The sequence below is a fragment of the Bacillus sp. A260 genome (assembly GCF_009861435.1).
Lineage (GTDB): Bacteria > Bacillota > Bacilli > Bacillales > Bacillaceae_G > Bacillus_A > Bacillus_A cereus.
Map to the genome: position 1 here is coordinate 1716855 of NZ_CP046398.1, position 21674 is coordinate 1738528.

Genomic DNA, 21674 nt, shown 5'->3' on the forward strand with positions numbered 1-21674 from the left:
TTTTGAAAAGGGGGATGCTGTATGCGGATTTTAGTATTAGGCGCTGGTGGAGTCGGAGGATTTTTTGGTGGCAGATTAGTCGAGAAGGGAGAAGATGTCACGTTTCTTGTTCGTAGTAAACGGAAAAAACAATTAGAGGAAAGAGGACTTGTAATCCGAAGTGTTAACGGGGATTTTTCCTTCCAACCGAAATTAATAACGAAAGAAGAGAGAACTTCTCCATTTGATGTTATTTTATTTTCAACAAAAGCGTATCACTTAAACGAGGCTATTCAAGATTTGAAGCCGTTTGTTGGCGATAATACTGTAATCATTCCATTGTTAAATGGTATCGCTCATTTATCACTACTACAAAAAGAATTCGGCGAAGAAAAAGTAATTGGCGGTTTATGCTTTATCGAGACGACGTTAAACGATCAAGGAGAAATTGTACAAACTAGCGCTGCCAACAGACTTGTGTTTGGAGAAATTAAGTCTCAAAATTCAGAGAGAGTAAAGCATATTTCTAAAGCATTTTCAGGTACGAAGTCTAGTTTTGTTTTAAGTGAAAATATTACGCAAGATATGTGGCATAAATATTTATTTATTACTGTAATGTCAGGTGTGACAACGTTAATGCGTGCACCAATTGGACCAATCCGTGAAAGTGAAGGCGGCCGTGATTTTATCCGTAATGTGTTTGAGGAATCTGTACAAATCATGAGAGTATTAGGAGCTCCAGTAAAGGCTAATATTGCCCAGGAACATATGAAAACGATTGATAAAATTTCGTATGATATGAAGTCATCAATGCAACGTGATATGGAAAAGGGTTCGTTTATTGAAGGGAAGCACTTGCAAGGATATTTACTGGATGTAGCAGAGAAATTTTCTATAGCGGCACCATTATTAGAATCTATATATCAAAATTTAAAGGTGTATGAAGAGATGACCTTTAACAAATCTGTAATAGAATTAGATGTATGAAAAAATAAAAAAGATAGCAATATATAAGTGTATTGCTATCTTTTTTATTTTTTGTATGACAAATTATTTATTTCTTTTCGTTCTATCTGTCAAATTTATTTCCTGTTCACGTTTACCATATAACTGATTAATTTCATTTGCTACTGCATCTAAATATGAATCGGAAAAAATAGGCTTCTTTTCTTTAGACATATGGGTCTCCTTTGCGGATTTTTAATATTCATTATGTATATTTCTCAGCGGATTATGCGCAATCATTTTAATTTTTTTCTTATTAAAAATTTTTGTTTACTTTTTGAAAATAAAGGAGTATTATAATCCACAGTTTCAATTTTCTAAATCGCTGAAACCGCATGGTACGGGGGACCCGTTTTTACGGATTAGTACATAATCCGATGGGGTGAATCCTTGAAAAAGGTAGGGCTACTCATAGGCCCGAATCCGACAGCTAACCTCGTAAGCGTTATATTGAGAAGGAAGGTGGAGCTTGTGCGACAAAAAAAATAATGTCTACAAGTCTATTTCGCTATGGCTTGTAGACATTTTTTGTTTTCTGAGGAAATCGTTTACTGGCTGTAACAAGCAGAAAAGTTCGTACAAAATTATTGGAGAGTGGACAGCATTGGTTTCATCTATTAAAAGATTTTTAATTGGAAGACCGTTAAAATCAACAGAGCTTGGAGAACAAAAGCTTAATAAAACGAAAGCTTTAGCTATTTTATCTTCTGACGCATTGTCATCAGTTGCTTACGGTCCAGAACAAATTTTAATTGCTTTAGCAGGTGTGGGAGCGATCGCTTATTGGTATTCCATTCCGATCGCTGTTGGGGTATTAGTATTATTGACAGCCCTTATTTTATCTTATCGTCAAATTATTTTTGCTTATCCGCATGGCGGGGGAGCGTATGTTGTATCAAAAGAAAATTTAGGGATGAATCCAGGCTTAATTGCTGGAGGATCTTTATTAGTCGACTATATTTTAACTGTTGCAGTAAGTGTATCTGCAGGTACAGATGCGCTAACATCTGCTTTTCCTAGTTTACATGCACATAATGTAATCATTGCGATTATATTTGTTATATTTATTACGATCTTAAATTTAAGAGGAGTAACGGAATCGGCTTCTGTTTTAGCATATCCTGTTTATTTATTTGTTTTAGCCCTATTTATATTAATTGGTGTAGGCATATATAATATTTTGACTGGTCACGTTTCACCAACTTTACACACGCCGATCGGAACGCCGGTTGCGGGTATTAGTTTGTTTTTACTGTTAAGAGCATTTGCATCAGGTAGTTCTGCTTTAACAGGTGTTGAAGCAATTTCAAACGCAATTCCGAACTTTAAAGATCCTGCGCCAAACAATGCTGCAAAAACATTGCTTGCAATGGGTGCATTACTTGCTGTGTTATTTTCAGGAATTGTATTTTTAGCTTATTATTACGGAGTGACGCCGAGTAAAGAAGTAACAGTTGTTTCTCAAATTGCTGAACAAACATTTGGACGTAATTTCATGTACTATTTCATACAAGGTACAACAGCTTTAATATTAATTCTCGCAGCTAATACAGGCTATTCTGCATTTCCTTTATTAGCGGTTAACCTCGCAAAAGATAAATTCATACCGAGAATGTTTACGATTAGAGGAGACCGTCTAGGTTACTCAAACGGTATTATAATACTTGGAGTTGCTTCGATTATTTTAATTGTAGCTTTCCAAGGACAAACAGAACATTTAATTCCGTTATATGCAGTAGGGGTATTTATTCCATTTACACTTTCTCAAACAGGGATGGTATTAAAGTGGCTTCGCGAAAAACCTGAAGGATGGGTTTTAAAATTAACGGTTAATTTAATTGGTGCAGTTATTAGTTTTATCGTAATGAGCATGTTCTTTTTAACTAAATTTGCACAAGTTTGGTCGATTCTTATTTTCTTACCTGCTATTATCTTCTTGTTTCATCGAATTAAGAAGCATTATGATGCAGTGGGTGATCAATTAAGTTTAAAAACTTGTGAACCTCTTATTCCAATTGAGGGGAATGTAATTGTCGTTCCTGTAGCAGGTATGACGCATGTAGTAGAAAATTCATTGAACTATGCGAAATCTCTTTCTGCAGATCAAGTTATCGCTGTATATGTTGCTTTTGACAGAGAAGAGGAAAAGAAATTTGAAGAGAAATGGAAGGTGTGGCAACCTGAAGTAAGGCTTGTTACATTACATTCTCATTATAGAAGTATTATTCAGCCGTTAACGAAGTTCATTGATACAGTGCAATATAAGGCAAGTGAATCGAATTACCGCGTTACGGTCGTTATACCACAGTTCATTCCGAAAAAAGGTTGGCATAACATTCTTCATAATCAATCCAGTTTACTCATACGTGCGTATTTACTTTATAAAAGAAATGTTGTTATTACGACAGTTCCATATCATTTGAAAAAATAAGAAGATTTTTTAAGGATAGTTTCGTGAAAATGAAGCTATCCTTTTTGTGTATATGCTATGCATAATTGCATACGGGGTTAAAAATTATATCAATATAATTTTACCGGTTGTTTGCAAGTAGTGTTTTCTGTTGTGATATGTAGATATTTCAATCGATAAAGTGAATCGGATTATATTTTGAAATAAGGACATGAAAGCTTGAAAATAAAGGGAATGAAAATACTTCTTTACGTTATATAAACAGCTGTGTTTAAATGACCTTACAGTACAAAACTTATATGAAAACAAAACGAAATTTCATATTTACGTATGTTGTTTAGTTTAAAATGAATAATATTTTTATGTAATATATTCACTGTGTGAATGTGGGAATTTCGATGAAATAGAAAATTTATACAATATTATTCATACTAAACACATATGAAAAGTTTTATAAAAATAAGTAAGTACTGTAGCAATAACAGTTGGGAGAGATGGTTCATACATAGATCACGGTGAGAACGTTCTCTATTTTAACCATCTCAAATTATGGGCAAGAAAATAGAATAATAAAATGCGATAGTAATAGTTGCTAATACATAGGAGGAGTTAAAGTGAAAAAGACTTTAATTACAGGGTTATTGGTTACAGCAGTATCTACGAGTTGCTTCATTCCTGTAAGCGCTTACGCTAAGGAGGGGCAAACGGAAGTGAAAACAGTATATGCGCAAAATGTAATTGCTCCAAATACATTATCCAATTCAATTAGAATGTTAGGATCACAATCACCGCTTATTCAAGCATACGGATTAATTATTTTGCAACAGCCAGACATTAAGGTAAATGCGATGAGTAGCTTAACGAATCATCAAAAGTTTGCAAAGGCGAATGTACGAGAGTGGATTGATGAATATAATCCGAAGCTAATTGACTTAAATCAAGAGATGATGAGATACAGCACTAGATTTAATAGCTATTATAGTAAGCTCTATGAACTAGCAGGAAACGTAAATGAAGATCAGCAAGCAAAAGCAGATTTTATGAGTGCATATGGAAAATTACAATTGCAAGTACAAAGCATCCAAGAGAGTATGGAGCAAGATTTATTAGAGTTAAATCGATTTAAAACAGTATTAGACAAAGATAGTAACAACTTATCAATTAAAGCCGATGAAGCAATAAAAACACTACAAGGATCAAGTGGAGATATTGTGAAATTAAGAGAAGATATTAAAAGAATTCAAGGAGAAATTCAAGCTGAACTAACTACTATTTTGAATAGACCTCAAGAAATCATTAAAGGTTCTATTAATATCGGTAAACAAGTATTTACAATCACAAATCAAACTGCACAAACGAAAACAATTGATTTTGTTTCTATCGGTACTTTAAGTAATGAAATTGTAAATGCTGCAGATAGTCAAACGAGAGAAGCAGCTCTTCGCATTCAACAAAAGCAAAAAGAGTTATTACCACTTATTCAAAAGTTATCACAAACTGAAGCAGAGGCGACTCAAATTACATTCGTTGAAGATCAAGTAAATAGCTTTACAGAATTAATTGATCGTCAAATTACAACTTTAGAAACGTTATTAACGGATTGGAAAGTTTTAAATAATAATATGATCCAAATTCAAACGAATGTTGAAGAAGGCACGTATACAGACAGTAGTTTACTTCAAAAACATTTCAATCAAATTAAAAAAGTAAGTGATGAAATGAATAAGCAAACAAATCAATTTGAAGATTACGTTACAAACGTTGAAGTACATTAAACAGAAAAATAATTAGCGATATAGGGAGAGAAGAAAAATGACAAAAAAACCTTATAAAGTAATGGCTCTATCAGCACTGATGGCAGTATTTGCAGCAGGAAATATTATGCCGGCTCATACGTATGCAGCTGAAAGTACAGTGAAACAAGCTCCAGTTCATGCGGTAGCAAAAGCTTATAATGACTATGAAGAATATTCATTAGGACCAGAAGGCTTGAAAGATGCAATGGAAAGAACAGGTTCAAATGCTTTAGTAATGGATCTGTATGCTTTAACAATTATTAAACAAGGTAATGTTAACTTTGGAAATGTATCGACTGTTGATGCAGCTTTAAAAGGAAAGGTGATTCAGCATCAAGATACAGCTAGAGGAAATGCGAAGCAATGGTTAGATGTATTAAAGCCACAGCTTATTTCAACGAATCAAAACATCATTAACTACAATACGAAATTCCAAAACTATTATGATACTTTAGTTGCTGCAGTTGATGCAAAGGATAAAGCGACTCTTACGAAAGGCTTAACTAGATTATCAAGTAGTATTAATGAAAATAAAGCGCAAGTGGATCAGTTAGTAGAAGACTTGAAGAAATTCCGAAATAAAATGACTTCGGATACGCAAAACTTCAAGGGTGATGCAAATCAAATTACATCTATATTAGCTAGTCAAGATGCAGGAATTCCGCTTCTGCAAAATCAAATTACAACGTACAATGAAGCGATTAGTAAATATAATGCAATTATTATCGGTTCATCTGTTGCGACAGCTCTAGGACCAATTGCAATTATCGGTGGTGCAGTAGTTATTGCTACGGGTGCAGGAACACCGCTAGGAGTAGCATTAATTGCAGGTGGTGCAGCAGCTGTAGGCGGTGGTACAGCTGGAATCGTATTAGCGAAGAAAGAGCTTGATAATGCACAAGCAGAAATTCAAAAGATAACAGGACAAGTTACAACTGCGCAATTAGAAGTAGCAGGATTAACGAACATTAAAACACAAACAGAGTATTTAACAAATACAATTGATACTGCAATTACAGCGTTACAAAATATTTCAAACCAATGGTACACAATGGGATCAAAATACAATTCTTTACTTCAAAATGTGGATTCAATTAGTCCAAACGATCTTGTTTTCATTAAAGAAGATTTAAACATTGCGAAAGATAGCTGGAAAAACATTAAAGACTATGCAGAAAAGATTTATGCTGAAGATATTAAAGTAGTAGATACGAAAAAAGCATAATCGAATACGAATCGTTAGGGCGTTAAGTGTTGATGAATGATTTGAAGCTCCTGTTCAGTTGTGAGCAGGAGCTTTTGATATCCTTATAAAGAGAATAGGTGAAAAATATGCAGAAACGATTTTATAAAAAATGTCTTTTAGCGGTAATGATTGCTGGGGTGGCAACGAGTAACGCATTTCCTTTACATCCTTTTGCAGCAGAACAAAATGTAACGGTGCTACAAGAAAATGTGAAAAACTATTCTCTTGGACCAGCAGGATTCCAAGATGTAATGGCACAAACGACATCAAGCATATTTGCAATGGATTCATATGCAAAATTAATTCAAAATCAACAAGAGACGGATTTAAGTAAAATAAGTTCGATTAATAGTGAATTTAAAGGAAATATGATTCAGCATCAAAGAGATGCAAAAATTAATGCAGCATATTGGTTAAATAATATGAAGCCTCAAATTATGAAAACAGATCAAAATATTATAAATTACAATAATACTTTTCAATCGTATTATAATGACATGTTAATAGCGATTGATCAAAAGGATAGCGGAAAATTAAAAGCGGATTTAGAAAAGTTGTATGCAGATATTGTAAAGAATCAAAATGAGGTAGATGGATTATTAGGAAATTTGAAAGCTTTTCGCAATAGAATGGCGAAAGATACAAATAGTTTCAAAGAAGATACAAATCAGTTAACAGCGATATTGGCAAGTACGAATGCTGGTATTCCAGCTCTAGAGCAACAAATAAATACATATAACGATTCGATTAAAAAGAGTAATGATATGGTCATTGCTGGTGGCGTACTTTGTGTAGCATTAATAACATGTCTTGCTGGCGGGCCAATGATCGCGGTTGCGAAAAAAGATATCGCAAATGCAGAAAGAGAAATCGCTAATTTAAAAGATAGAATTTCAGGAGCGCAAGCAGAAGTCTTAATTTTGACTGATGTAAAAAATAAAACAACAAACATGACAGAAACAATTGATGCAGCAATTACAGCACTACAAAACATATCAAATCAATGGTATACAGTAGGTGCAAAATATAATAATTTACTACAAAACGTAAAAGGAATTAGTCCGGAAGAGTTTACGTTTATAAAAGAAGATTTACATACAGCGAAAGATAGCTGGAAAGATGTAAAAGATTATACAGAAAAATTACATGAAGGCGTGGCGAAGTAAACAGTGGACTAGTTCTGCTGTTTATTTTTTTATCTTGTTTTTTTGTAAGGGTTGAACTTGCAATTATATATAAGTTTGTCATGTATTTTTATATTTTTTATAAATTCTAAAAGGACATTCCCTATTGTTGGTATGATAGACAGAAACTGTTTTTTTAGAACAGGAGACAATAAATAGGGAAAATAACATTAGGATTATTAGTTATATTTCTACTTATATTTCTACTTATATTTATGTGCATGTCTTTAGTAGGAGATGAGAATATGGGTTCCTTAACTCCTAATCTGATTTCAAAGGAAAAATATTTAGAAATTGATTCTGTTGCTGGAGGTACATTTAGAGATTATGGTCAAGAAGCAGAAGCAGTGTTTGAAAAACTAAGTAGTCAGAAAAATGTTGAAACAAAAAAGATTTTTTGAGGAAGAAATTTTTGAAGAATCATTATAGACTTTTACTTTATTAGTATTAACTGAAACTTATTCACTTAATTTCCTATCAGAAATTATAAAGTGAAAACAGAACATGAAATACGCAAAAAATATCACAGGGCAGATCCTCAAAATATTTCAAAATCCACCCTGTGATCATATACTCATTTACAAGTGAAAATAATTAATACCCTAAAATATCTATTTCAGCTGCTGAAGCAAATCCATTCTGTCCTTTCGTTACTTCCACTTTTACATACTTTGCAGTAACTGGGGTAAATGTTGCCGTTTTCTTATCACTATTATTTTCCCATGTTCCTGATGATATTTTGTCATACGTAATGCCATCTACACTCGTATAAATATTGTAAGTTAAAATACGGCCATTTTCTGACCAATCTTGCCTTGGAAGATATGCCAATTGTGAAATGGTACGTGTATCACCAAGTTCTAGTGTCAAATTGTAAGGATATTGATTTGGTGTCCAAGTACTATGCCAAAATGTATCTGTTTTTCCATCTATCGCCTTACTAGCTGAGCCCGTTGATTCCTCACTATTTGCACTTGCCTTCATTATTTTTTTTGACAATACAGCAAGTGGTTTAACAGGTTTAGCATCCGTCGCTTCCCATATAGGTGCAATTAATGTTGGATTGTTTAAAGCTTCTACTTTTTGTCTCGTTTCTTGTGTTGCTTTCAATCCCCATTTATCAAAGAATGGCAGTACATTTTGTTTTGCTATTTTCGATGTATTGTAAATAAATGCCTGTATTTTATCCTCGTCTGTTTTGGGAAGTTGATCCTCTGGTATCTCACGATATAATTTGTGGAGATTTGGATAAAAATCATCCCCATATGCCAAATGAAGTTGCCAAAGCATAACAAGTTTTACAAACAGGTCGTCAATATTTTTATATTCCTTATTTGTTTGTTTTAAATACGCAAAAGCTCTATTATAATCTCCCTCTGTATCTAAACGTGTTGGTATATTTGGGTATATTTTCTTGAATGCAGCTAAAGAATATAGATTATTAGTTACTTCACCCATACCTCTTAAATCATTCCACGTCCATGGATATTGTTGTCGTGCATGTCCCGCTTCATGCATTTGTCCCCACCCAAACTCATTGACATTTAAAGTACTTTTGATAGCTTCACCAGCAGTCGTAAAGACGGCTCCATCCCAACTTGCATACATGCCCCAACTTTGTGCGTTAGGATTTTCTACAAAGGCCCAAATACGACGAGTTGAACGATGTAAAGGATTAGGATCTGTTTCAGATAGCCCTGCTAACTTGTCTTGCGCTCGAATCATTTCATCATATTTATTTAATAGGGGCACAGGATCTTGATTTACAATATATTTATTGGCACTATCACGAGTTACAGTTAGCACCGCTCGTTCTGATTTCAATTGTACTGCATGTGCATTTGGATAGTTGTTCATCATGGCAATCCAGTCTGCTTTTGTGTGTTTCCCTAATACAAAGAAAGGAATAGGGCTACCGCCTTGCGTTACTTGCACCTTAACTGTTCCTGTGCTTTGAAAATTATCTAACCCTAATACGCCGCCGTTTGGTGAAGAGATGGTATTAGAGCCAGGTGAAAGATCAATTTCTTTTCCCCATTCTTTATCATATTGATGTGTCCCAATAATGGCTCTAATCTTTTGCGTTCCTGATACTGTAATTGTAACCTGTTCATTAGGTTTCACATATATGCCTGTTGGCATATAATTTTTTTGCTCACTTCTTTTTTCTCTTTTTGCTTCATCCCAAAAACTTCCTGTACCTGGAAGGTCAAACTCTCTTTGTTCAAATTGAGTTGCAGTTTGTGCAGTTTCAGCATGTACATCTAAATTGTTTGACATAATAGGTGTAAATAACGTGGTTGCTAAAATAGCAGATGTTGCAAACACCTTTATAGTTTTTTGTAATCTACAATTCTTTCTTCTGTTCATATAGATCAGTCCCTTCGTTAAAATTCATTATTACTTACATACGAAATATCAGTTTTTTCACTAATGCCGAAAGTGGATTTTTTAAATTCACACTTATAAAAAAATGTTGATGATATTTTTAGATGAGTAAAAAAAAAGCATAGTAACACTTCAAGTTCCCTTCCTGATTAATTTAGAAACACATTACCTTCATTGATTTCTTAAATCACTCCTCTAAGTAAACAATTAAGATAAATGTCCTATCTCAAAGCTCCTTTCCTAATTTTGGGATTACGAATTAAGTATAGTTCAAAAATAAAGTTATACAATTGAGAAAAATTAAAATGTTAAAAAATTACATTCTCGTAAAATTTTTAACATTTACTAAAAAATATTTGTTATAGAGAGGAGATTCACATACCCATCAAGCTAAACTTTTGAAATATCTCCAAAACGAAAATTCTATCTCTTCATAATTATTCATACAATCCGATTCAGTTTTCCTTTCTATGGGGGCAATTTAACTCTTAACTTGATGGGCATGTGGCGTTACCTCTAGGAGATAGCTTCATCTAGATAGGATAATGTAAACATGAAAAAATAGGTAAAGTGGAAACACGTTTGTTTATTTGCAAAATGAATAAAAAGAAAACCCCCTTGCAGATAAATGTAAGAGGGTATTTTTGAGCAGTAATTTCGTATCCATGTGTGCGTAAAAATTTTTCCGTTATCGCTCCCTTTGATAGAATCTATTTTCATATGGTTTTTTACCGAATTTTTTAAAAATTAAATTTTATGGCTTGATAATTCATTTAAAATGATTTAATCTTATGTCAAATGATATGTTTATCTATCAAAAATGCTTTTGTAAAGATAAAGGAGTGATTGAGAATGTTAAACGCCCCATTGATGGTAAGTCTTTAGGTACAGCAGCATTGAAAAGATTGGGAAGAACTGAGTGAGCTTTCACAATAAAGAACTCTATAACTTTATGTAGTGTTTGATACCCTTCGATTAGATTTTTTGAAAAACAAATCAATATTAATTGAATCAAAGTTTAGAAATTAAATATATGAGTAGTAGAAAAAATCCATTAGTTGTTATCATGTTCTAATAAAAAATGGGAAATGGAAATTCTGAGAAAACCTGTTCAGAAAGTAAGTTAGTGAGGGGAATTCAAAACCAATTTAATAAAAGCGAGGTAAATAATATGACTTTTGAAGAAAAATTACAAGCATATGCAGAACTTACGGTGAAAATCGGTGTCAATATTCAACCAGGGCAATACTTATTAGTCAATACATCAGTGGATGCATTGGATTTCGCCCGTATAGTTGTGAAAGAGGCTTATAAGGCTGGGGCAGGGCTTGTTCATGTTAATTTTTCGGATGAAGAAATGGAACGTGCTTACTTTGATTATGCCTCAGATGAAGAATTTAATCGCTTCCCAGAGTGGATAGTCAAAATGAATGATGAGCTGATCGAACGTAAAGGAGCACTATTAATGATAGATGCTACAGATCCTGATAAATTTACAGGTATTTCATCTGATCGTCTAGCTACCTATCAAAAGGTAGCAGGAGCTGCTCTGAGAAACAATCGCAACGCCGTAATGAAGGATTCAATAGCTTGGTCGATGGTAGCAGTTCCTTCACCAAAGTGGGCATCGAAGGTGTTCCCAGGTTTAGCAACTGAGGATCAAGTACCAGCATTATGGGAGGCTATTTTTAAAGCTGTTCGTATTGGTGACGGCAGTGCTATTGAAAAATGGCGTGAACATGTAACAAATTTAGAATCTCGTGCGGTCCTACTGAACGATAAAAAATATATGAAGCTTCACTATACAGCGCCAGGTACTGATTTAACAATTGCATTAGCACCACAGCATAAATGGGTTACTGGAGGTGGTAAAACTCCTGATGATACTATCTTTATGGCTAATATGCCGACAGAAGAGGTTTATACGTTACCGATGAAACAAGGTGTAAATGGCTATGTAAGCAATACAAAACCATTAGTTTATCAAGGGAATATTATCGATGGCTTTAAACTGACATTTGAAGAAGGAAAAATTGTTAAAGCTGAAGCACAGGTAGGACATGATTTATTACAAGAGCTTATTAATGTGGATGAAGGCTCTTGCTATTTAGGTGAAGTAGCACTTGTACCACATGAATCACCAATTTCAGCATCGGGAATTTTATATTTTAATACATTGTTTGATGAAAATGCATCGAACCATTTAGCGATTGGTAAAGCTTATCCAACTTGCTTAGAGGGTGGAAGAGATTTAGAAAACGATCAGCTTGAAACGTTAGGGGCAAATATTTCAGTAACACATGAGGACTTTATGATTGGCAGCAGTGAGATGGACATTGACGGTATTCTACCAGATGGAACTGTAGAACCAATTTTTCGTAAAGGTAGCTGGGCATTTTAAGTTTTTAATTTGAATAAAGGAGTAGAGTGGATGAAACGGTTACTAAGCATAATTGGTGCAACTATATAGGTGTTTCATCTGCTTTTGCTTAGGCTGAAAACTACCTCTTTAATTAGAAGTAAAATGCATGCAAAGGAGATAGGCCAATGAATTTCTGGGAAGTTGTTTTGATAGTAGTGAATTTTAGTCTATTGAGTTGGATACTGTTAATAGGCAGAGAAACGAAAAAGTGGTCTAAATTAGCTACTTTGATTGCCGTTGTAATGGTTACAGTTCAGTTATTGGCAGAAGGTTTTAGGTGGCAGATGATTCCGGCATATGTATCCCCAGTTATCTTAATTTTATGCTATTTATTAGCTGGGCGGAAAAAGGGCTTTAGAAGTTCGGGTATATTCATAGTTAAGACTTCGTTACTATGTATCTATTTGTCTGTAGCAGTTGCGCTACCCTTACTTATGCCAGTATTTTCATTTGAAGAACCAACTGGTCCACATAGGGTCGGTACGAAGCTATATCATTGGGTTGATCATCAGAGAAATGAACCATATTCAAAAAATCCAAACGATCGGCGCGAACTGATGGTGCAAATTTGGTATCCTGCAGCTGAAAAAAGCAAGGGGGATCCAGAACCTTATATTCGTAACATAAATGAGCTCTCCAAGGGATTGGAAAAAACATTGTCTATTCCTGCATTTGCATTCAGCCACATGGAATTGGTAAAGTCTCATTCGTTTATGGATTTACAACTCTCAGACTCAGAGAATCACTATCCCATATTACTCTTCTCTCATGGTTTTAATGGTTTTCGTAATCAAAACACGTTTCAAGTTGAGGAGTTGGCTAGTCAAGGATATATTGTTCTAAGTATCGATCATACCTTTGATGCTGCAGCTACCGTCTTTCCAGGTGGTCGAACTGCTTACGTACAGCCCATCAATTTAACTGATGAAGGAGATAGTCACATAAAATTATGGGAGGAAGATGTCAGCTTTGTCCTTAATCAGATAGAGAAACTTAACGAAAACGATGAGACCGGTTTCTTTACAGGAAGACTGGATACCTCGCGAATTGGAATGTTTGGCCACTCTTACGGTGGAGCTACCGCAGCACAAATACTTGCAAAAGATTCTCGTGTCAAAGCAGCTATCAATATGGATGGTACATTGTATGGTGAAATCTTGCCTGAAAGTGGCATTGGAAAACCATTTCTGCTCATGAATGCAGAAGAGCCTGATGAAGCAGATCCCTTTGAAGTGAGGGAGCGATACGGACGCGGGTTAGCTGGCGGTGGTATGTCAATGGTCATTCCTCATACGGATCATACAAGCTTTACCGATTTACATTTGTTCTCACCTCTGTTGCAAAGCCCAGGTGAAAATCCAAAGGAAGTTCATCGTATTATTAACGAATTCAGCCTGGCATTTTTTGACCAGTATGTAAAACAGAAGGATGACGGCTCAACCCTTAAAAGGCTGATAACCCAATACCCGGAAGTGAATTTTAAAATAAACCGATAACTTTATGCAGAAAGTAACTCGTACCATTTCCTTTGGCTCTTGTATTTATTACATTAAAGAATTTAATTTCTTCATCGTTATCTAAATAATGAAATACTAAAAATGAAACATTCAAAGTACTATCAGTTTCAGGAATATAATTCTTTTTGAAAAGCTACATTAAGCAGCTGGACACTTTATTTGAGATTGTTTATTATAATATCAAATGATATATTTATCTATCAAAAATGACGACTTTATATAGAAAAAGGGAGAGATTGACGATGAAGAAAGACTTGTCAGCGTTGAAGGAAGCGAGATTTAATGCAATTCTTGATTCAGCTACTATATTGCTTGTTGAAAATCCTACTGCTTCGATGAATGAAATTGCGGAATATGCGGGAATTGGAATTGCTACACTCCATCGCTACGTCGAAAGCAGGGAGAAATTGATGCTGTTCTTGGGCCATCGGGCTATAAAACTGGTAAGTGATACTGTAAACCAGATTCCACTGGATGAGGAAAGAAGCGAAAACTATATCCCGGAACTCATTGAAGCGTTAATCCCTTTAGGTGACAAAATCTATTTTCTAGGTCATGATGCATCTGTATTTAACAACAAAGAATTAGGTGAAGCAGAAGAGAAGCTGAGGGAACCCTTAAGACGCGTTATTGAATTGCTACAACAAAGAGGTTACTTTCAGCAAACAGTTAGCAGTGAATGGATTTTGAATACGCTTTATGCTCTGCTTTTCCATACCTGGGAACAGGTACATGAAGGAAATGTGGCTAAAAAATCTGCTGCAGAGCTTGTTTTAAATACATTTTATTATGGTTTCAAAGCTAAGGATGAATTGAGAGGGAAGTGAACTGATTCAAATCCATGATAATTAATATTAATAATATAGAAAGTGAAAAGGAGCAATAGGATAATGAATAAAATCTCTATTGTAAAGGCTGTTCATCAATCCATGGTCGGCGCCCAGCTAAATGTAATGGCATTGGAATACATGGCGTTTCCACTTGCAGGATCTGAGGAGAAGAACACAGTCGATTGGACATTTTATAAGCTATGGCGGCAGGAGAACAACCGTTTTAGTCATCAATACGCCTATGAAGCTCAAATGGACGGGAAAACTTTAGGGATGATTACTTGCTATCCCATACCCGTTTTAAATCGTCTTGCCTGGCCCACTTTTAAACAGCTGCTTTCGTTCCGAAAGCTGGGTTTTGTTGTTTATAACATTCTGAATATCAAAATGCTTTATTCCATGTTTACCTTGAAGGAGGGAGAAGATGACGAGTTTCACATCGGAACAATTGCCTTACTGCCCGAAAGTCGAGGACTAGGGATAGGTACCAGATTAATTGAGTTTGCTGAGGAACAAGCTTCGCTGCAAGGCTTTGCCAAATGCTCTCTGACGGTAAAGAAAGAGAACCAACTTGCCATTAAATTGTATCAGAGGATAGGCTACCAGATTACAGGTGAAATCAATAAACCAAAGTTATCGTTGTACAGAATGGTCAAAAACGTAGAACCTTACAACCATTTATAAAAAATTTGTACAGTATTAGAGGGTACCAGCACATGCCCATAAGCTTAAGGATTCAAAATTACCCCAAAGTAAAAAATGTACATTTTTTACAAGTTAACACAAAATTTTAGCTTGATAGTGATGGGATGAGGCTTCTATATAAAAAAACACAGTTTACACTCAAACTGTGTTTTTTCGACGTATAATGCTTTATCAACATCTCTTTTTATTCTTTAAAATCTGCAACAGAACCAGGCCCCTCCTCAAAGTATAAATTCCAAGGGAGGAACCGTTTTTTTATTTACTTATATACGTACAGCTGTACCACTGACAGCAACCATTAACATTCCATCACGTACAACTTCGTAATCTACGTCAATACCAACGATAGCGTTCGCACCTTTTTGTTTTGCAAGTTCTTTCATTTCGTCCATTGCAATATCACGAGCGTCTTTTAGCTTACTTTCATAAGCACCAGCACGGCCACCGACAACATCACGAACTGAAGCGAATAAATCGCGGACAATGTTTGCACCCATAATAGCTTCACCATTTACAATATCAATATACTCAATAATTTCTTTACCTTGAATTCCAGAAGTTGTTGTTACAATCATGACCGACACTCTCCTAATAAGTTGTAGTTTTGATAAGATTTCTTATGCCTTAGAAAAAGTGGTTCTGGTACCAAAAATACTCGATAGAAACATAGAGTATTTTTGCATCAAAACCTTCAATTACATATGTCTTGTTATGACATATGCAATTAAATAAAAGGAATAAAATTGTTTAACATATGTATCGCTATAACATATGCAAGGGATCTATTAGAAATAAGATAAGCCGCAGTAAGCATCACCGTGCCAGGTAAATATATAGTAAGATCCGAAAGTTGATTTGAATGAAGACCTGCAAAAATTATAATCGAAACGATGGATGCAATAGCAGTACCAACATATTCCGAAAAACGATTCACTAATATATGACGAAATATGATTTCTTCAATTATTGGCCCTATAATCCCAAATAGAAGTAATGTGAATATAATAGGCACCTCTGCGCCCCTTGTAAGGACCTGTTCTTGGTTCTCTGGCTGACCTATGTTTAGAAAATGCATAATAGAATTTTCCACAATTACCATAAGTAAAACCACCATAGGAATGCTTACTATTTTCAAAATTGTTTTCTCTTTAAAATAAGTAAAACTTTCAATAATTTCTTTCCTAAAGAAAATTATTCCTACAATAGCAGGTACAGTCAAACCGATGGCACTAAGAGCAAATTCTGATTCAACTAAATTACTGTTAGTTAAAAGTGATAGGCCAAATAATATGAACAAGCCAATTTGGAGTAGTGCAAACATTGTATAAACTATTAACATAATAATTTCTTTTTTATTCATTTTTATAAAGTTCACTTTATTGCCCCCGTAATTAAATTACCTATAATCTTTGATTTTTCTTTCTGCATAACGTTCTCCTTCTAAATATATTTATATTAAAAACCGGACGGTTCGGTCTGAATCGAAATCTAATGATACTACAAGTTTCTAGTTTTTTAAACCCTTTTAACGAAATCAAAATGGTAAAAAGCAAATATATTTATATCTCAGTTGCTTTGTTACAATTTAATTCCAATAATCATTAATGATTAATTTTTTATAGAATGAAGTGAGAGTGGGGTGGTTCAAACACTTTAGCTAAACATATTAATAAAAATTATATATAATAATCATAGTCTATACGTTAAAATTAACTATATATTTTTACACCTTCTACAATTGTAGGTGAAATTAGTTGTATAACAGGACTGAATTAAATAATTGGACATGTTAATTTTGACAGAAAATTTATTTGAATGATATAGATAATACAATTTGATTACCTCTTTTCAAACTGTATTGTTTGAGGTTCACATAATATAGGGATGGATAATATATTTTTGTTCCAAACTTATTTATACTTACAAAAAAATTCAAGAAAATGGATGGTAAATATCACCTGGAATATTAAGCTCGTTTTTATTAGGAGGATTACAAAGTATGACTAAAGTTGATAAGATTAAAGAAAAAATTATTGAAACATCTTTATATTTATTTAATACTAATGGGATAACTCGCACATCCATACAGGATATAATGACAGCTACTGAACTACCTAAAGGATCTATTTATCGTAGATTCAAAAGTAAAGAAGAAATTGTCCTTGCTGCCTATGACAAAAGTGGTGAGATTATGTGGAGTCATTTTCATAAAGCAATGGAAAATAAAAAGACAGCAATCGATAAAATCCTTGCAATTTTCCTTGTATATCAAGATGCAGCTAATAATCCTCCTATTGCTGGAGGCTGTCCATTACTTAATAGCGCAATTGAAAGTACTGGAGTATTTCCAGAATTACAAAAAGCAGCAGCAAAAGGTTATGATGATACAGTAATGTTAATGGCTTCTCTCATAAAAGAAGGAATAGAGAAACAAGAACTTAAAGAAGATATAGATATTATATCGCTCGCTTCTTTTCTTGCATCTTCAATGGAGGGAGCTATTATGGCAAGTCGCGTATCTAACGATAATATACACCATCATTATTTTATTGAACAAATAAAACATCATCTTTTCTCTTATTCTAAATAAGTGAGAACTTGCAGTGTTTCCATCCGATTTTTATAAACTTAAATTGAATACATACCCCTTATGAACAGTATCTTTTGTTTATGAGGGGTATTTGAATAGCTTTTAGACGATGTTTCATGTTTCTTATTGAACGGCTTTGTTATCGTTACTACAGGAAAAGCAATAAAGAATTACATATAAACCGATTTATATGTTTTAAGTGTTTCTATATTGGGTTTGTAAATCTACACAATAAGGTTTCATTGTATATAATAAGTGGAATAGAAGTTCAGTTAGATAAAATTCGGTAGTCGAATTTTTTTGCATAAAGCTGTATAATGCTTGTAACGAAAGGGAAATACAGGAAGGGATTTGTAATGAGTTACTATGGAAAAAGATAAACAACAATTAAGCGTTGAAGTTGCAAGATTATATTATCAATCAGATTATAGTCAGCAAGAAATTGCTAATAAATTAAATATTTCAAGACCGACGATTTCTAGATTGTTAAAGTACGCGAAAGAAAAAGGGTTTGTTCAAATTAGCATCGCTGATCCATTTGCTGATTTAGATAACGTCGGGAATTTACTGAAAGAAAAGTACAACTTGTTAGAGGCACATGTGGTATTTTCTCCAGTGCCGGAATATGCAACGATTACAGAGTATATAAGTAAATATGCTGCTGAGTATATGGAAAAGACGGTTAAAAACGGTGATATTGTTGGTGTAAGCTGGGGCATGACTATGTATGAAATCGCTAGAAAAATCGTACCGCAACATGTAAAAGGGGTAGAGGTTGTCCAGCTAAAAGGTGGTATTAGTCATTCAAGTGTAAATACATATGCGAATGAGACGATAGCTTTATTTGCAGATGCTTTTCAAACGACGCCAAGAAATCTACCTCTTCCGGTTATATTTGATAATGCAGTGACAAAAGAATTAGTGGAGCAGGATCGACATATTCATCACATTATCGAAATGGGAAAACAAGCGAATATTGCAATTTTCACTGTAGGAACAGTGCGAGACGAAGCGCTATTATTCCGATTAGGTTATTTCGATAAGGATGAAACAAATTTACTCAAAAAACAATCGGTCGGTGACATTTGTTCACGTTTCTTTGATGGAGACGGAAATATTAGTAGTGAAGAAATCAATAAGCGTACCATTGGAATTGAGTTAGAGGAACTGAAATTAAAGAAACGCTCTATTTTAGTTGCAGGTGGTAATAGAAAAATAAAAGCAATTGATGGTGCGTTACGTGGCGGGTATGCAAATGTATTAATTATCGATCAGCATACAGCAAAAGAACTGTTACATTATCAAAAAGGTTAGAAATAAAAGGAGTTCTCAAAATTAACATATTGAGAACTCCTTTTATTTTGTTATGTATGAATGATAGGAGTCTTTTTTGAACACAATTTGCCTTTTTAAAAATAATTATGGATATGGAGATACATACTACCATTGTTAACATAGAAAATTTGATTATATATGAACTGTTCTTTGTTAGAATGCGCTTTATTTACTACAAGAAAATGCTTTTTAAAAAAGAATGAACAAAATTTCAAAAGTGTATTTACATTTGTTCAACTAAGAGTTAGAATGAAGTTGTTAAAAGATATGAGGAGTGAAGATAATGAACATTGCAAAGTTAATTGACCATACAATTTTAAAAGCTAATACTACTAAAGAAGATGTTATGAAAGTAATCGAAGAAGCAAAGGAATATAAATTCGCTTCTGTTTGTATTAACCCAGCATGGGTAAAATTAGCGGCTGATGAACTAGCTGGACATGATGTAGACGTTTGTACTGTAATCGGTTTCCCATTAGGAGCAAGCACTACTGAAACAAAAGCATTTGAAACAAAAGATGCTATCGCAAAAGGTGCAACTGAAGTTGATATGGTAATCAACGTAGGCGCTTTAAAAGATGGCGATAACGAATTTGTTGAAAAAGACATTTATGAAGTAGTACAAGCAGCAAAAGGAAAAGCTCTTGTAAAAGTAATCATTGAAACTTGCCTATTAACAGATGAAGAGAAAGTACGTGCTTGTGAATTATCAGTAAAAGCTGGTGCTGATTTCGTAAAAACTTCAACTGGATTCTCAACTGGCGGAGCAACTGCTGAAGATATCGCATTAATGCGTAAAACAGTAGGACCAAACGTTGGTGTAAAAGCATCTGGCGGTGTTCGTACACGTGAAGATGCAGACAAAATGGTAGCTGCTGGAGCTTCTCGCGTTGGAGCAAGTGCTAGTGTTGCAATCGTATTAAATGATGCAAAAGGTGCTACAGATAACTACTAATCGATAAAAGCTTAAAGCAATAGATATACGTTTAAAGTATATCTATTGCTTTAATAATTGAAAAAAATGTAAGCGGATACGAATGGGAGGAAACGGCTTATGAAATACTTAATCGGTGTTTTTGGCCTCGTATTGATTTTAGGTATCGCTTGGCTTGCTAGTAATGATAGAAAGAAAGTCAAATATCGTCCAATCATAACGATGGTTATATTACAATTCATTTTGGGGTTTCTATTATTAAATACAAGTGTAGGGAATATATTAATTAGCGGAATAGCAGATGGTTTTGGAGAGCTATTAAAATATGCCGCTGACGGTGTGAATTTCGTATTTGGTGGATTAGTAAATCAAAAAGAGTTTTCGTTCTTTTTAAGTGTATTAATGCCAATCGTATTTATATCAGCCTTAATAGGTATTTTGCAACATATTAAAGTATTACCTATTATTGTGAAATCTATCGGTCTAGCATTAAGTAAAGTAAATGGAATGGGGAAACTAGAATCATATAACGCTGTTGCATCTGCGATTTTAGGACAATCTGAAGTATTTATTTCAGTTAAGAAACAACTAGGGTTATTGCCAGAGAAAAGAATGTATACATTATGTGCATCAGCAATGTCTACAGTTTCTATGTCTATCGTTGGATCATATATGGTGTTATTAAAACCACAATATGTTGTAACCGCTTTAGTGCTTAACTTATTCGGTGGTTTCATCATTGCTTCTATCATTAACCCATATGAAGTTACTGAGGAAGAAGATATGTTAGAAGTACAAGAAGAAGAGAAGAAGACCTTCTTTGAAGTATTAGGGGAATACATTATTGATGGATTTAAAGTTGCGATTACAGTAGCAGCTATGTTAGTCGGTTTCGTTGCTCTTATCGCATTCATTAATGCAGTATTTAAAGGTGTAATCGGTATTTCATTCCAAGAAATTCTTGGTTATGCATTTGCACCATTTGCATTTATTATGGGTGTACCTTGGCATGAAGCAGTTAATGCCGGAAATATTATGGCAACAAAATTAGTATCAAATGAATTTGTCGCTATGACAGATTTAGCACAAGGAAACTTTAATTTCTCAGATAGAACGACAGCGATTATCTCTGTATTCTTAGTTTCATTTGCAAACTTCTCTTCAATTGGGATTATTGCAGGGGCAGTTAAGAGCTTAAATGAAAAGCAAGGGAATGTAGTCGCAAGATTTGGTTTGAAATTACTATTCGGTGCAACATTAGTAAGTTTCTTATCAGCAACAATCGTTGGCTTATTATTTTAATAGATTTATATAATATAAAAAGGAATGGTGA

Annotated in this window: 18 protein-coding genes and 1 riboswitch; of the genes, 14 read left to right on the forward strand and 4 right to left on the reverse strand. The window is 34.1% G+C overall.

All coding sequences use genetic code 11. The features are described 5' to 3' along the window. The first annotated feature begins 21 nt into the window (after positions 1-21). Positions 22-966 (forward strand): 2-dehydropantoate 2-reductase, encoded by a 945-nt coding sequence (panE, locus tag GD442_RS08830; RefSeq protein ID WP_001221892.1) that lies wholly within the window; start codon positions 22-24, stop codon positions 964-966. Between the two features lie 63 nt (positions 967-1029). Here panE and GD442_RS28260 read toward each other — a convergent pair whose 3' ends face one another. Continuing rightward, positions 1030-1158 carry a hypothetical protein gene (locus GD442_RS28260; RefSeq protein WP_000031873.1) on the reverse strand — a complete coding sequence of 43 codons (129 nt, stop codon included), beginning with the start codon at positions 1156-1158 and terminating at the stop codon, positions 1030-1032. 139 nt (positions 1159-1297) lie between these two features. Beyond that, positions 1298-1444, forward strand: a riboswitch (cyclic di-AMP (ydaO/yuaA leader). Between the two features lie 144 nt (positions 1445-1588). On the opposite strand from GD442_RS28260, the gene GD442_RS08835 reads away from it, so the two are divergent. The 5 genes from GD442_RS08835 (at position 1589) to GD442_RS08855 (ending at position 8021) form a co-directional block, all read left to right on the forward strand. Further along, complete coding sequence (locus tag GD442_RS08835; RefSeq protein ID WP_000254901.1) at positions 1589-3415, forward strand: APC family permease; 1827 nt, start codon at positions 1589-1591, stop codon at positions 3413-3415. A gap of 593 nt (positions 3416-4008) precedes the next feature. After that, entirely contained in the window at positions 4009-5169 is a 1161-nt protein-coding gene (gene nheA, locus GD442_RS08840) for a non-hemolytic enterotoxin NHE subunit A (RefSeq protein WP_000751828.1), read from the forward strand. 37 nt (positions 5170-5206) lie between these two features. Continuing rightward, a complete protein-coding gene (gene nheB / locus GD442_RS08845) occupies positions 5207-6415 on the forward strand; it encodes a non-hemolytic enterotoxin NHE subunit B (RefSeq protein WP_000162976.1) in 1209 nt (402 codons plus the stop codon). Positions 6416-6522: 107 nt separating this feature from the next. Then, entirely contained in the window at positions 6523-7602 is a 1080-nt protein-coding gene (gene nheC / locus GD442_RS08850; RefSeq protein WP_001171994.1) for a non-hemolytic enterotoxin NHE subunit C, read from the forward strand. A gap of 239 nt (positions 7603-7841) precedes the next feature. Further along, complete coding sequence (locus tag GD442_RS08855) at positions 7842-8021, forward strand: hypothetical protein (protein WP_025687226.1); 180 nt, start codon at positions 7842-7844, stop codon at positions 8019-8021. A 193-nt stretch (positions 8022-8214) separates the two neighbouring features. Here GD442_RS08855 and GD442_RS08860 read toward each other — a convergent pair whose 3' ends face one another. Beyond that, positions 8215-9990 (reverse strand): M60 family metallopeptidase, encoded by a 1776-nt coding sequence (locus GD442_RS08860; protein WP_071740401.1) that lies wholly within the window; start codon positions 9988-9990, stop codon positions 8215-8217. Between the two features lie 1189 nt (positions 9991-11179). Here GD442_RS08860 and GD442_RS08865 point away from each other — a divergent pair. The 4 genes from GD442_RS08865 (at position 11180) to GD442_RS08880 (ending at position 15461) form a co-directional block, all read left to right on the forward strand. Then, the gene (locus GD442_RS08865) at positions 11180-12409 is read left to right on the forward strand and encodes an aminopeptidase (protein ID WP_000141967.1); all 1230 of its coding nucleotides are present in this window, start codon (positions 11180-11182) and stop codon (positions 12407-12409) included. 146 nt (positions 12410-12555) lie between these two features. Beyond that, complete coding sequence (locus GD442_RS08870) at positions 12556-13926, forward strand: alpha/beta hydrolase family protein (RefSeq protein ID WP_001012297.1); 1371 nt, start codon at positions 12556-12558, stop codon at positions 13924-13926. 263 nt (positions 13927-14189) lie between these two features. Then, positions 14190-14774, forward strand: coding sequence for a TetR/AcrR family transcriptional regulator (locus GD442_RS08875; protein WP_071740403.1), 585 nt, complete (start codon positions 14190-14192; stop codon positions 14772-14774). A gap of 63 nt (positions 14775-14837) precedes the next feature. Then, on the forward strand, positions 14838-15461 hold the full coding sequence (locus GD442_RS08880) for a GNAT family N-acetyltransferase (protein ID WP_071740404.1): 624 nt from the start codon (positions 14838-14840) through the stop codon (positions 15459-15461). A 284-nt stretch (positions 15462-15745) separates the two neighbouring features. On the opposite strand, the gene GD442_RS08885 is transcribed toward GD442_RS08880, so the two are convergent. Together GD442_RS08885 and GD442_RS08890 are read right to left on the reverse strand one after the other, a co-directional pair. Then, on the reverse strand, positions 15746-16057 hold the full coding sequence (locus tag GD442_RS08885; RefSeq protein ID WP_000637505.1) for a heavy metal-binding domain-containing protein: 312 nt from the start codon (positions 16055-16057) through the stop codon (positions 15746-15748). Between the two features lie 149 nt (positions 16058-16206). After that, a complete protein-coding gene (locus tag GD442_RS08890) occupies positions 16207-16857 on the reverse strand; it encodes a CPBP family glutamic-type intramembrane protease (RefSeq protein ID WP_061457041.1) in 651 nt (216 codons plus the stop codon). Positions 16858-17481: 624 nt separating this feature from the next. Here GD442_RS08890 and GD442_RS08895 point away from each other — a divergent pair. From GD442_RS08895 to GD442_RS08910, 4 genes are all read left to right on the forward strand, one after another. Beyond that, positions 17482-18072: a TetR/AcrR family transcriptional regulator gene (locus GD442_RS08895; RefSeq protein ID WP_000169640.1), complete on the forward strand. Its 591-nt coding sequence runs from the start codon at positions 17482-17484 to the stop codon at positions 18070-18072. Between the two features lie 366 nt (positions 18073-18438). Continuing rightward, the gene (locus tag GD442_RS08900; protein ID WP_000409781.1) at positions 18439-19386 is read left to right on the forward strand and encodes a DNA-binding transcriptional repressor DeoR; all 948 of its coding nucleotides are present in this window, start codon (positions 18439-18441) and stop codon (positions 19384-19386) included. Positions 19387-19690: 304 nt separating this feature from the next. Next, complete coding sequence (gene deoC, locus GD442_RS08905; protein ID WP_001017436.1) at positions 19691-20362, forward strand: deoxyribose-phosphate aldolase; 672 nt, start codon at positions 19691-19693, stop codon at positions 20360-20362. 99 nt (positions 20363-20461) lie between these two features. Further along, the gene (locus GD442_RS08910) at positions 20462-21643 is read left to right on the forward strand and encodes a NupC/NupG family nucleoside CNT transporter (protein WP_000876188.1); all 1182 of its coding nucleotides are present in this window, start codon (positions 20462-20464) and stop codon (positions 21641-21643) included. The last annotated feature ends 31 nt before the right edge of the window (positions 21644-21674 follow it).